At 46.9% G+C, this 13,263-nt stretch carries 10 protein-coding genes, 1 tRNA gene and 3 rRNA genes; 2 read left to right on the top strand and 12 right to left on the bottom strand.

Annotated features, from left to right (window positions below):
* Nucleotides 1-52 precede the first annotated feature (52 nt).
* The 4 genes from K0I62_RS18550 to K0I62_RS18565 form a co-directional block, all read right to left on the bottom strand.
* Nucleotides 53-129 (bottom strand) — tRNA-Asp (locus K0I62_RS18550).
* Nucleotides 130-165: 36 nt separating this feature from the next.
* Nucleotides 166-281: ribosomal RNA gene (gene rrf / locus K0I62_RS18555) — 5S ribosomal RNA — on the bottom strand.
* Nucleotides 282-384: 103 nt separating this feature from the next.
* A 23S ribosomal RNA gene (locus tag K0I62_RS18560) occupies nucleotides 385-3,278 on the bottom strand.
* Between the two features lie 369 nt (nucleotides 3,279-3,647).
* Nucleotides 3,648-5,190, bottom strand: a 16S ribosomal RNA gene (locus K0I62_RS18565).
* Together the 16S, 23S and 5S rRNA genes with 1 tRNA gene alongside form the textbook arrangement of a ribosomal RNA operon.
* A gap of 568 nt (nucleotides 5,191-5,758) precedes the next feature.
* Here K0I62_RS18565 and K0I62_RS18570 point away from each other — a divergent pair.
* Nucleotides 5,759-6,316, top strand: coding sequence for a gamma carbonic anhydrase family protein (locus K0I62_RS18570; RefSeq protein WP_220069487.1), 558 nt, complete (start codon nucleotides 5,759-5,761; stop codon nucleotides 6,314-6,316).
* On the opposite strand, the gene K0I62_RS18575 is transcribed toward K0I62_RS18570, so the two are convergent.
* Entirely contained in the window at nucleotides 6,313-6,582 is a 270-nt protein-coding gene (locus K0I62_RS18575) for a DUF1488 family protein (protein WP_220069488.1), read from the bottom strand. The genes K0I62_RS18570 and K0I62_RS18575 overlap by 4 nt on opposite strands.
* Nucleotides 6,583-6,626: 44 nt before the next feature.
* Nucleotides 6,627-7,445, bottom strand: coding sequence for a shikimate dehydrogenase (aroE, locus tag K0I62_RS18580; RefSeq protein ID WP_220071459.1), 819 nt, complete (start codon nucleotides 7,443-7,445; stop codon nucleotides 6,627-6,629).
* A gap of 186 nt (nucleotides 7,446-7,631) precedes the next feature.
* Between aroE and K0I62_RS18585 the strand changes: the two genes are divergently transcribed.
* Nucleotides 7,632-8,057 carry a group II truncated hemoglobin gene (locus tag K0I62_RS18585; RefSeq protein ID WP_220069489.1) on the top strand — a complete coding sequence of 142 codons (426 nt, stop codon included), beginning with the start codon at nucleotides 7,632-7,634 and terminating at the stop codon, nucleotides 8,055-8,057.
* A gap of 62 nt (nucleotides 8,058-8,119) precedes the next feature.
* On the opposite strand, the gene hemF is transcribed toward K0I62_RS18585, so the two are convergent.
* The 6 genes from hemF to K0I62_RS18615 all read right to left on the bottom strand — a co-directional run bounded on the left by hemF (nucleotide 8,120) and on the right by K0I62_RS18615 (nucleotide 13,138).
* A complete protein-coding gene (gene hemF / locus K0I62_RS18590; protein ID WP_220069490.1) occupies nucleotides 8,120-9,037 on the bottom strand; it encodes an oxygen-dependent coproporphyrinogen oxidase in 918 nt (305 codons plus the stop codon).
* A gap of 46 nt (nucleotides 9,038-9,083) precedes the next feature.
* Nucleotides 9,084-9,641, bottom strand: coding sequence for an L-threonylcarbamoyladenylate synthase type 1 TsaC (tsaC, locus tag K0I62_RS18595; protein WP_220069491.1), 558 nt, complete (start codon nucleotides 9,639-9,641; stop codon nucleotides 9,084-9,086).
* Between the two features lie 103 nt (nucleotides 9,642-9,744).
* The gene (locus K0I62_RS18600) at nucleotides 9,745-10,308 is read right to left on the bottom strand and encodes a DNA topoisomerase family protein (protein WP_220069492.1); all 564 of its coding nucleotides are present in this window, start codon (nucleotides 10,306-10,308) and stop codon (nucleotides 9,745-9,747) included.
* A gap of 152 nt (nucleotides 10,309-10,460) precedes the next feature.
* Nucleotides 10,461-10,934 carry a DUF494 family protein gene (locus K0I62_RS18605; RefSeq protein WP_220069493.1) on the bottom strand — a complete coding sequence of 158 codons (474 nt, stop codon included), beginning with the start codon at nucleotides 10,932-10,934 and terminating at the stop codon, nucleotides 10,461-10,463.
* A 2-nt stretch (nucleotides 10,935-10,936) separates the two neighbouring features.
* Nucleotides 10,937-11,956 (bottom strand): DNA-processing protein DprA, encoded by a 1,020-nt coding sequence (gene dprA / locus K0I62_RS18610; protein WP_220069494.1) that lies wholly within the window; start codon nucleotides 11,954-11,956, stop codon nucleotides 10,937-10,939.
* 84 nt (nucleotides 11,957-12,040) lie between these two features.
* Nucleotides 12,041-13,138: a LysM peptidoglycan-binding domain-containing protein gene (locus K0I62_RS18615; RefSeq protein WP_220069495.1), complete on the bottom strand. Its 1,098-nt coding sequence runs from the start codon at nucleotides 13,136-13,138 to the stop codon at nucleotides 12,041-12,043.
* Nucleotides 13,139-13,263 lie beyond the last annotated feature (125 nt).

Genomic DNA, 13,263 nt, shown 5'->3' on the forward strand with positions numbered 1-13,263 from the left:
AAAAACAAATACGAAAAAGCCCTAGCATTTCTGCTAGGGCTTATCGTAATGTTGGCGGAGCGGACGGGACTCGAACCCGCGACCCCCGGCGTGACAGGCCGGTATTCTAACCAACTGAACTACCGCTCCTTTAGTAAAACGCTTACGCGGGATACTAAATTAGGCGCCTGGAAATGACCTACTCTCACATGGGGAGACCCCACACTACCATCGGCGCGATTGCGTTTCACTTCTGAGTTCGGGATGGGATCAGGTGGTGCCACAATGCTATGGTTTCCAGACAAAATTGGAAATTTGAAAAGCTGTTTAAAATTGAATCACACTAAATCAAGCGCGGTATTCTTTCGCTAAGTATTCACTTAGTTAGAAACCCTTTTGGGTTGTATGGTTAAGCCTCACGGGTCATTAGTACAAGTTAGCTCAACGCCTCACAACGCTTACACACCTTGCCTATCAACGTAGTAGTCTCCTACGGCCCTTTAGAGGACTTAAAGTCCTAGGGATGACTCATCTTAGGGCTCGCTTCCCGCTTAGATGCTTTCAGCGGTTATCGATTCCGAACGTAGCTACCGGGCAATGCCATTGGCATGACAACCCGAACACCAGCGGTTCGTCCACTCCGGTCCTCTCGTACTAGGAGCAGCTCCCTTCAATCATCCAACGCCCACGGCAGATAGGGACCGAACTGTCTCACGACGTTCTGAACCCAGCTCGCGTACCACTTTAAATGGCGAACAGCCATACCCTTGGGACCGACTTCAGCCCCAGGATGTGATGAGCCGACATCGAGGTGCCAAACACCGCCGTCGATATGAACTCTTGGGCGGTATCAGCCTGTTATCCCCGGAGTACCTTTTATCCGTTGAGCGATGGCCCTTCCATTCAGAACCACCGGATCACTATGACCTACTTTCGTACCTGCTCGACGTGTATGTCTCGCAGTTAAGCTGGCTTATGCCATTGCACTAACCGTACGATGTCCGACCGTACTTAGCCAACCTTCGTGCTCCTCCGTTACTCTTTGGGAGGAGACCGCCCCAGTCAAACTACCCACCAGGCACTGTCCTCAACCCCGATTCAGGGGCCAGAGTTAGAACATCAACACTACAAGGGTGGTATTTCAAGGTTGACTCCACAAGAACTGGCGTTCCTGCTTCTAAGTCTCCCACCTATCCTACACATGTAGGGTCAATGTTCAGTGCCAAGCTATAGTAAAGGTTCACGGGGTCTTTCCGTCTAGCCGCGGGTATACGGCATCTTCACCGCAATTTCAACTTCACTGAGTCTCGGCTGGAGACAGCGTGGCCATCATTACGCCATTCGTGCAGGTCGGAACTTACCCGACAAGGAATTTCGCTACCTTAGGACCGTTATAGTTACGGCCGCCGTTTACCGGGGCTTCGATCATGAGCTTCTCCGAAGATAACCCAATCAATTAACCTTCCGGCACCGGGCAGGCGTCACACCGTATACTTCCTCTTGCGAGTTTGCACAGTGCTGTGTTTTTGATAAACAGTTGCAGCCACCTGGTATCTGCGACTCCCGTCAGCTTAGAGAGCAAGTCTCATCACCAACAGGAGCGTACCTTCTCCCGAAGTTACGGTACCATTTTGCCTAGTTCCTTCAGCCGAGTTCTCTCAAGCGCCTTGGTATTCTCTACCCAACCACCTGTGTCGGTTTGGGGTACGATTCCTGCTAACCTGAAGCTTAGAAGATTTTCCTGGAAGCATGGCATCAACTACTTCAGTTCCGTAGAACCTCGTCATCAACTCTCAGTGTATGTGCACCCGGATTTGCCTAAGTGCACCACCTACTGCCTTAAACGCGGACAACCAACGCCGCGCTAGCCTAGCCTTCTCCGTCTCTCCATCGCAGTTAGCAGAAGTACAGGAATATTAACCTGTTTCCCATCGACTACGCCTTTCGGCCTCGCCTTAGGGGTCGACTCACCCTGCCCTGATTAACATTGGACAGGAACCCTTGGTCTTTCGGCGTGGGGGTTTTTCACCCCCATTATCGTTACTCATGTCAGCATTCGCACTTCTGATACCTCCAGCGTGGGTTACCCCTTCACCTTCAACGGCTTACAGAACGCTCCTCTACCGCACTAGCGCAAGCGCTAGTACCCATAGCTTCGGTGTATTGCTTAGCCCCGTTAAATCTTCCGCGCAGGCCGACTCGACTAGTGAGCTATTACGCTTTCTTTAAATGATGGCTGCTTCTAAGCCAACATCCTAGCTGTCTAAGCCTTCCCACATCGTTTCCCACTTAGCAATAACTTTGGGACCTTAGCTGATGGTCTGGGTTGTTTCCCTTTTCACGACGGACGTTAGCACCCGCCGTGTGTCTCCCGAGTAGTACTCATTGGTATTCGGAGTTTGCAAAGGGTTGGTAAGTCGGGATGACCCCCTAGCCTTAACAGTGCTCTACCCCCAATGGTATTCGCTCGAGGCGCTACCTAAATAGCTTTCGAGGAGAACCAGATATCTCCCGGTTTGATTGGCCTTTCACCCCCAGCCACAAGTCATCACCGCATTTTTCAACATACGTGTGTTCGGTCCTCCAGTTGATGTTACTCAACCTTCAACCTGCCCATGGCTAGATCACCGGGTTTCGGGTCTACACCTTGCAACTAAACGCGCAGTTAACACTCGGTTTCCCTACGGCTCCGCTATTCGCTTAACCTCGCTACAAAATGTAAGTCGCTGACCCATTATACAAAAGGTACGCAGTCACGGTCTCAAGAACCGCTCCCACTGCTTGTACGTATACGGTTTCAGGTTCTATTTCACTCCCCTCACAGGGGTTCTTTTCGCCTTTCCCTCACGGTACTGGTTCACTATCGGTCAGTCAGGAGTATTTAGCCTTGGAGGATGGTCCCCCCATGTTCAGACAAGATGTCACGTGTCCCGTCCTACTCGTTTTCACGTAAAGTTAGTTTTCATGTACGGGGCTATCACCCTGTGCCGCTGTGCTTTCCAACACATTCCACTAACACCCTCTACGCTTAAGGGCTAATCCCCGTTCGCTCGCCGCTACTAGGGGAATCTCGGTTGATTTCTTTTCCTGAGGGTACTTAGATGTTTCAGTTCCCCTCGTTCGCCTCATTAAGCTATGTATTCACTTAATGATGACAGCTTATGCTGCCGGGTTTCCCCATTCGGACATCGTTAGCTCAAATGCTTGTTACTAGCTCGCCAACGCTTTTCGCAAGTTACTACGTCCTTCATCGCCTCTGACTGCCAAGGCATCCACCGTATACGCTTAGTCACTTAACCATACAACCCAAATGAGTTTCATAAACTAATGTCTACAAATCACATCCTATCCAAGCGGGTAAGCTCGGACGTTGTATCGTAACTAATGGTGTTTACTTTCGCCAAAAGAATACTCATGAATCATCATCCTAATTAAAGGTAATGATTCGGCACTTGATTTAAGTGTTTGAGAACTCAATTTTAATTTTCGCGTCAATGCTACAAACCATAACCACCTACAATGTAAGTAATTACAGTCCCTTTCACATCAACACTATCAGCTTTCCAAATTTTTAAAGAACAAGCATCGCCGTTAAGACGTGCCACCTGCTCTAACAAGAACAAGTTATCTGTGTGAACACTCAACAAACATTAAGTTAGTCGTATAGGTAAGGAGGTGATCCAGCCCCAGGTTCCCCTAGGGCTACCTTGTTACGACTTCACCCCAGTCATGAACCACACCGTGGTAAACGCCCTCCCGAAGGTTAAGCTATCTACTTCTGGTGCAGCCCACTCCCATGGTGTGACGGGCGGTGTGTACAAGGCCCGGGAACGTATTCACCGTGGCATTCTGATCCACGATTACTAGCGATTCCGACTTCATGGAGTCGAGTTGCAGACTCCAATCCGGACTACGACAAGCTTTGTGAGATTAGCTCCACCTCGCGGCTTTGCAACCCTCTGTACTTGCCATTGTAGCACGTGTGTAGCCCTACTCGTAAGGGCCATGATGACTTGACGTCGTCCCCACCTTCCTCCGGTTTATCACCGGCAGTCTCCCTAAAGTTCCCACCATTACGTGCTGGCAAATAAGGATAAGGGTTGCGCTCGTTGCGGGACTTAACCCAACATTTCACAACACGAGCTGACGACAGCCATGCAGCACCTGTCTCACAGTTCCCGAAGGCACTAAGGTATCTCTACCAAATTCTGTGGATGTCAAGAGTAGGTAAGGTTCTTCGCGTTGCATCGAATTAAACCACATGCTCCACCGCTTGTGCGGGCCCCCGTCAATTCATTTGAGTTTTAACCTTGCGGCCGTACTCCCCAGGCGGTCTACTTAATGCGTTAGCTTGAGAACCCAGTGTTCAAGACACCAAATTCCGAGTAGACATCGTTTACGGCGTGGACTACCAGGGTATCTAATCCTGTTTGCTCCCCACGCTTTCGTACATGAGCGTCAGTCTTTGTCCAGGGGGCCGCCTTCGCCACCGGTATTCCTTCAGATCTCTACGCATTTCACCGCTACACCTGAAATTCTACCCCCCTCTACAAGACTCTAGTCTGCCAGTTCGAAATGCAGTTCCCAGGTTGAGCCCGGGGCTTTCACATCTCGCTTAACAAACCGCCTGCGTACGCTTTACGCCCAGTAATTCCGATTAACGCTTGGACCCCTCGTATTACCGCGGCTGCTGGCACGAAGTTAGCCGGTCCTTCTTCTGCGAGTAACGTCACACCTAAACGCTATTAACGCTTAAGCTTTCCTCCTCGCTGAAAGTGCTTTACAACCCGAAGGCCTTCTTCACACACGCGGCATGGCTGCATCAGGCTTGCGCCCATTGTGCAATATTCCCCACTGCTGCCTCCCGTAGGAGTCTGGGCCGTGTCTCAGTCCCAGTGTGGCTGATCATCCTCTCAGAACAGCTAGGGATCGTCGCCTTGGTGAGCCATTACCTCACCAACTAGCTAATCCCACCTAGGTACATCCAATCGCAGAAGGCCCGAAGGTCCCCTCTTTTCCCCCGTAGGGCGTATGCGGTATTAGCAGTCGTTTCCAACTGTTATCCCCCTCGACTGGGCAGTTCCCTAGGCATTACTCACCCGTCCGCCGCTCGTCAGCAAATTAGCAAGCTAATTCCTGTTACCGCTCGACTTGCATGTGTTAGGCCTGCCGCCAGCGTTCAATCTGAGCCATGATCAAACTCTTCAATTAAAGTTTTGTTGAAGCTAAAAGCTTCGGCTCAATGAATTCTGATTCCACATTAAAGACTCGGAAGAATCTCTAACATGTTGTACATATTGCTATGAACACTCATCTTACATTGAGTAAAATTTTTGATTGCTTTACATCCGAAGACAGAAAAGCAATTTCGAATAACTCAACACCTGTGAGTGTCCACACAGATTTCTTGTTTCATCTTGTTAAAGAGCGTAGCTAACATGACGTTTTAATGCGTTCATTTAGCCGCCGTTGACGCTAGGTCGTTGGCTTAGGGATGCGTATTCTACACTTCCCGTTGTTGGCGTCAAGTAATTTTTGATAAGTTTTTCAACTTGTTCACTTTAAACTCAACATCTAATTCACTGCATTCATGTCGCTTAACGACGCTGTTTGCCGTGTCAGTGGGGCGCATTATAGGGAGTTCTCGATTAGGCGCAAGCGCTTTTTTAACGAAAACTATTACTTTTGCACTGTTTGAATGCTTTTTAGCCTGACTAGCTACTTTTTACCCATTATACTGCTAGATTCTCGCTATTTTAGCCGTTTTAAGGACTACCCAATGGCAAATTGTTTACGATCTTATAAGGGTATCAGCCCGCAGTTTGATAACAGTGTCTATATCGACCAAGCTTGTGTATTGGTTGGCGACATTTTTTTAGATACCGATGCTAGTGTTTGGCCTTTAGTGGCAGCTCGTGGCGATGTGAACCAAATAAGAATTGGTAAACGCTCTAATGTGCAGGACGGAACAGTATTACATGTTACCCGTAAATCAACCGCCCGCCCGCAAGGGCATCCGTTGATCATTGGCGACGATGTCACTATTGGCCATAAAGCCATGTTGCATGGTTGTCAGTTGGGAGATCGTATTCTTATCGGCATGGGAGCGATTATTTTAGATGGAGCGATTATTGAAAGTGATGTGATCTTAGGAGCTGGCTCTTTGGTTCCTCCAGGTAAGACGCTTGAGCAAGGACACCTTTATGTGGGAAGCCCTGCGAAAAAGATCAGAGCCTTAACCCAAGACGAATTGAACTTCTTGCCTCAATCGGCCGACAACTATGTACGCTTAAAGAATGAGTATATAGAAGAAGCGCTACAGAACTTACCGACTTAAATTGAATTAATCACTAAACAGCCTTGCTCATCGACGGCTTCCTGGTCGATGAGCTCTTGTGCCTTATCTTCTATATCGAATCGAAATCGCTCAAACAGGGCGATGGCCTGCTGAGGCTGGGCCTCTTCTAAACCTGATAATGCCAGCAGTGCCGCTAAATTAATGTAACAATGGATTGTCATCCCTTGTTGCTGCGCGACAAAATGAACGCTATTCCGCTCTGTATCCCATTGACAACCATCGCCAAATATAACGCTTTGGTTCATGTTCTATCCTTTACTGAATAATAACTTTTACTGATCTTAGCGCTCTAGCTTAATTGCTGGCGCAAACTGGCAAGCACTGGAGCGACATCAGGCTCGACGCCACGCCACAAAGCAAAGCTCTTGGCCGCTTGCCCAACAAGCATCCCGAGACCATCAATGACTTGCTTGGCACCTTGCTCGCGCGCCCACCGATTAAAAGCGGTAAGTTGTTTAGCATACATCATGTCGTAGCAAGCTGTATTAGTGCCTATCACCGAGCTTGGTAATGCAGGCGCTTCACCGGTTAGACTCGATGATGTTGAGTTGATCACCAGATCAAAAGGCTGATCTAGCTCGCCAAGTCCCTTAGCCTTAATATCACCAAAGGGAGAAAATAGCTTGGCTAAGGCGACAGCTTTGTCGTGGGTACGGTTATGGATAACTATCGAGTCGATGCCACTATTAAGCAAAGGAAGGATCGATCCCCTCGCCGCACCACCAGCCCCGACTAATAATACTTTTTTGCCATTAAGCTTGCCCAAATGACGCTGAAGATCGGCCACGAGTCCGATACCATCGGTATTATCGCCTCGTAACTTACCATCTTTTAATACGCTTAAGGTATTCACCGCGCCTGCCAGCTTAGCTTCTTCGCTGAGTTCATCGCACAGGGCAAATGCTTGCTCCTTAAAAGGCACGGTGACATTGGCCCCCTTGCCGCCATCAGCAATAAATTGCCGTAAACAAGACTTAAAGCCATCGATTGGAGCGAGTATCGCTTCATAACTTAATGCTTGCCCTGTGGCAGCGGCAAAGGCTTGATGAATAACGGGCGATTTGCTGTGACCGATTGGATTACCCAATACGGCATATTTGTCTGTCATCGATTGACTCTGTGTTTTTGACGATGGCATCAGTCTACCCATGCTTTATCTGTGAATCAAAGCCAAAAACGAGTGCCACTTATAATAAGCTGCTATCGATGAGATAAAGGTGCTAGTTGATTGCTTTAAGCCGATAAGCTAGTGTGCGCTACATATAACAACTCTGAGGTAATAGCAGTTTTGGCAATGAAGTGGTTAACAAAGTTAATATCTAAAAAGCAACAGCGAGATCCACAGCAGTCGAATGCTTATGACCGTATCGGTGGCGAAAAAGTCATTGCGGCATTAGCAAAACAGTTTTACCTGCAGATGCAGAGCAATCCTGAGACTCAGGCGCTGCTAGCTATGCATCGTTCACCTATGGCTGAATCGGAGCAGAAACTGTTTGAATTTTTAAGTGGCTGGCTAGGTGGTCCACCGCTGTTTGAGCAAAAATATGGACATCCAGCGCTGAGGGCAAGACATATGTCTTTTGCTATCGATAGCAAGATGCGCGATCAATGGTTGTTATGTATGAAACGCGCTATTGAGCTAGAGATTAAGCTGCCACAGCATCGAGAAGCTATTTACCAAGCCATATCTACACTCGCCGATAATATGCGTAATCGATAAAGATGATGCTATCACCCACAAAAAAGGAGCTTATTTAGCTCCTTTTTGACGCTTGTACTGTTTTACTCAATGCCTAACCAATCTTTTGGCGCGAGATAATCGCTATAGAGCAGCGCCTCTGGACTACCCTCTTCAGGGGTGTAAGCGTATTGCCAGCGCACCAGTGGCGGCATCGACATTAAAATTGATTCTGTACGTCCACCGGTTTGCAGACCAAATAAGGTGCCTCGGTCATACACTAAATTAAACTCGACATAGCGTCCACGGCGATAAAGCTGGAAGTTACGCTCGCGCTCACCATATTCGGTGTCTTTGCGGCGTTCAACAATCGGCGCATAAGCTTTTAAAAAACCATTACCTACCGACTGCATAAAGGCAAAGCTAGTATCGAAGCCTTGCTCATTGAGATCATCAAAGAACAAGCCACCAACACCGCGGGTTTCGTTGCGATGTGGCAAGAAGAAGTAGTCATCGCACCATTTCTTGTATTTAGGATAAACGTCCTCACCGAAAGGTTCACATAACTCTTTGGCACTTTGGTGCCAACCAATGACATCCTCTTCAAACGGATAATAAGGAGTGAGGTCGAACCCACCACCAAACCACCATACAGGGTCAGCGCCCTCTTTTTCGGCAATAAAGAAACGAACATTAGCGTGCGTGGTTGGAATGTAAGGGTTTTTAGGGTGAATAACCAATGACACACCCATCGCCTCGAAGCTACGGCCCGCCAACTCAGGACGATGCGCTGTGGCCGATGCAGGCATGGCAGCTCCTGTCACATGGGAAAAATTAACCCCAGCCTGTTCAAATACTTGCCCATCGGTCATCACTCGACTGGTTCCGCCACCACCCTCTTCTCGCGTCCAAGAGTCAGCTATAAACTCAGCCTTACCATCGAGGCGCTCTAAACCGTCACATATCTGCTGCTGCAGACCGAGTAGGAATGCTTTGACCTCGCTGGTAGTTGGCTTACTCATATTTAGTCCTTGTTATTGTTTTATCTGATTCAACGTAAAAGCGGTTCTATCTTAATATCTTGCCACTAATGGCATCGATTATCGTCGAAGGCTTTAGCTCGGAGCCTAACTCACCTGTAACAAGCGCATCGATTTTGCCATCAAACTGCAAAATAACCTCGGCTGCCGTCATCGCTGGCTCTTGACCCGTTAAGTTAGCACTGGTGGAAACTATGGGCTTACCCAGCGCTTGGCATAAGGCCTGTACATCTGGGTGATTAGAAACCCTTACTGCCAATGAATTAAATTGACCGCAGAGTAACGGAGATAAGTTTGGTTTGATGGGCATGATAAAGGTAAAGGGGCCTGGCCATTTGTCGAATGCCCGTTGCAAACGCTCAGCACTAAGCTGTGACTCATCAATATAGGGCTTAAGCTGTGAAAAATCGCTAGCGACTAAGATTAACCCTTTTTGCCAGGGCCTCTGTTTTAATTCCAGCAACTTTTCGATGGCGCTGTCATTATCAGGATCGCAACCTAAGCCATACACAGCTTCAGTTGGGTACGCGATTACACCGCCTTGTAAAACAACATCAACTACCGCATGGGGATCTTGCTGCAACATTTAGCCTAACCTTCTCATCAAACTTATTTAGACGCATTATCATTTTCAATGGATCGAGATTATACAGAGATGGCTAATACTGACAACGCTGTATAGATAAGGACTATAAAGGACGCTTATATTTACATTGCTTTTTAGGGCACTCAACACGCATACCAGCCGCGCCTTTACGCTCGACGAGAATACCAAAACCACAATCGGGACAGGTTTCTGCAACTGGAGGATAATTGACTAAAAATTTGCATTTAGGGTAAGCGCTACAGGCATAGAAGGTTTTACCAAAACGACTAGTTCTATGTTCAATGACGCCTTTTTTACAGCTCGGACAAGCAATCTGTTCCTGTTTATCGTCATGATCATGTTTTTCAATATGAGTGCAATCTGGGTAACGGGTACAACCAATAAAAATGCCAAAACGGCCAGATTTCACCGCTAACTCTGCACCACACTCAGGACATTCTGAGCCCTCAATCACTTGACTCTCAATCGACTCATGATGCACCAAAGGTCGAGTATAATCACAAGAAGGATAATTATTACAGCCAACAAACCCCCCATGCTTACTGTTTTTTATCGACAACTCACAACCGCATTTAGGGCAGAGTTCATACTCTTTCTCTAAAGCATGTTCGTGAGAGGTAAACAGTTGTTGATCAATTTTTGACATGATTATCTCATTGGCTGAATCTTTGTACATTTTACCAAGCTCGAGTACCACTTGGAAATCGAATCAATCTAAACTAGGCACATATTTATCTATCACAATTGGAGCCTAAAACTAAAAAAGGAAGCTAACGCCTCCTTTTTAAAAATTCCTTATTATGAATGAAGCCGCCCATCAGGTTGCTCAAATACAAGATCTTCCATTTGCTCGTAGGCTGATTCATTTCCAGGTGAATTAAATAACACCATTAAAATCACCCACTTTAGATCTTCTAACACCAATGATGTTTCATCTAATTCCATGACTCGATCAATGACCATCTCGCGAGTCTCAACACTGAGAACCTTGATCTGCTCTAAAAACAGTAGAAAACCACGACACTCTACATCAAGCTTATCCATCTCTTTTTCGGTATAAATACGAAACGAGTGCTGAGCATGATTACACAGGTAAGGCTGGTCGCTCTCCTGTAATGTTGCAAGATGCTCTAACCAAGTCAATGCCTTGAGAATCGCTGATTGGTGAAAACCTGCTCGTGTTAATTCTTTAGTCAACTCATCTTCATCAACTAATAAATCAACCTCACTGTGAACATAGTTTTCAAATAGATACATGAGGATATCAAACATGGCTAGCTCCTCTTAAGTCTTATATAACCACCGGGTACTGCTGAAACCCAACCTTGTAGTTCAAGTTCAAGCATTTGCTCTAGTACTAGCTCTATCGTTTTTCCACTATGCTCGACCACAACATCTATTGGTGTGGCCTCATAACCTACACTAGCTAACAGTGAGGCAAATGGCAAATCAGAAGCTAACTCCCCCCCTATATGGTGACGCTTGTGCAACTCTTCAAGGTGAAAACTCGATAAAGGTGCAAGCTCTTCTATTATATCGGCAGCAGACTCCACAAGTTTTGCGCCATCTCGTAACAAATCATGACAACCTTGATGATCTCCTGCAAGAATGTTACCCGGTACCGCAAACACCTCTCGTCCCTGCTCTAAAGCCAATCTAGCAGTGATCAGTGAGCCACTTTTTCTCGCTGCTTCCACCACTAGCACGCCCAGTGATAGCCCGCTAATAATACGATTACGCTTGGGGAAATTACCCGAATAAGGTTTAGTGTCAGGCCAAAACTCACTCGCCACACAGCCCGATGTTTGAATATCTTGATAAAGTTTACCATGCCTTTTGGGATATACGACCTCTATTCCAGTCCCCAGCACTGCAATAGTGACCCCGTTAACATCGATAGCAGCCTGATGCGCAGCACCATCAATACCAGCAGCCATACCACTGCATACCGTTATTTCACATCCGGCCAACTCTCGCGCTAATTGATAACCAGCAGCCAAACCCGTTTGAGATGCCGCGCGACTACCGACGATAGCGACCGTTGGGCGGAGCAGTGCATTGGGATCGCCTTTGATAAACAACAAGGGAGGTGGATCGGTTATTTGCAACAACAGGCTAGGGTAAAGAGGATCACTCTGAGTGATGATATGATGCTGCTCGCCGCTATCAAGCCAACTGAGAGCGGCTTCCACACGAGAAAAGTCAGGGATGTAACTAGCTTTGAGTAGCTGCTCAGGCAAAGGTAATGCATGATGTTCATGCTCGAGCCTTTGCCTCAGCTCCTCTACATCCATGTAATTTAATAATTGTTTAATCCGAGCGGGTCCTAGCCCAGATACCGCACAAACAACTAGCCAATCGACCAGTTTGTTATCTATTTATTCACCTTGTAGCAATGTGTCAGGCTGAAGCAGCTTATCTTGAACTCTGACGGGCTTTTCATTAATTAAAATCAACCCAAGGCTAACCTTGTCAAACACCTTAAACACCATCAATTTACCATGATAGATATCTGGCATCTTCACTGCATTATCAGAAGATATCGCCGATAGCATATCTTCGTAAGCGCTACGGTCATCAGGCTTTACTGGTTGTCCGTTACCATCAATTACGATTTCAGTACCATCTCTAAATATTGAAAAGACATGACCAGGCTCAACGCCATCATTAGTACCACGATCTAAATAAACGACATCTAATTTGCCCATGGCCCGGATATTACGCTCTGAAGCTAATACCGAAGCAGAGGTTGTCGCCGCTGCGGGCATAAAATACGCCGACATCAATGCATCATCATCGATAGGTAAAACTCGATAGCCTGCCTTGGTCTCTTTCATGTTACTAAGCAAATGAATCTTAGAAACAGGGCCAGATTCGACAACGCGGCCACTGGCCGTTAAGATCACTTCTTGACCTAAGTCTTCACCAGAGTCTTTATCGGTAAACTGGCGACCTGCGGCATAAACACCAAATTTATCACCGACGGTCAGTTCTCCTTGGATATAGATAATATTATCCATAACATGGTATTTTGAGTCGCTCTCTCCACCCATGACCATAGGTTGCTCAGCAAACCACGCGGCATCAACAACTCTATTCTGCACCAAATAGGGTTGGATCAAAGCCAAATCGATTGCAGGAATGGCTCCGCCCTTAGGCAATATTCTGCCCTCTGGACTTTTACGAATATGAGGCTTAACCACCAATCTAGGTTCGCCATCAATAAACACTAAGGTCAGCCTATCACCGGGATAAATAAGATGAGGGTTGGCAATTTGAGGATTCGCTCCCCAGAGCTTGGGCCAACGCCAAGGATCCTTAAGGAAATAAGCAGAAATATCCCAAAGGGTATCCCCTTTCTTTACAACATAAGAATCGGGATGCCCAGACTTCAATGTCAGAGTATCTGCGAAAACGAACGAACAACTTAATATCATTAAACCGAGTAAAATTAGTCGTTTCATGGGGGTATCCATGCTGTTTGCCCTTAATATCGAGCTTTTGCTGTTATTGATTGCCACTAAGGATTAAAATTAATCTATTAGCTTAGGTCAGTATAACCAACTGGCTCAAATTTGACAGACTTGTTAAGAGTTTATGT

Source organism: Shewanella psychrotolerans (genome assembly GCF_019457595.1).
GTDB lineage: Bacteria > Pseudomonadota > Gammaproteobacteria > Enterobacterales > Shewanellaceae > Shewanella > Shewanella psychrotolerans.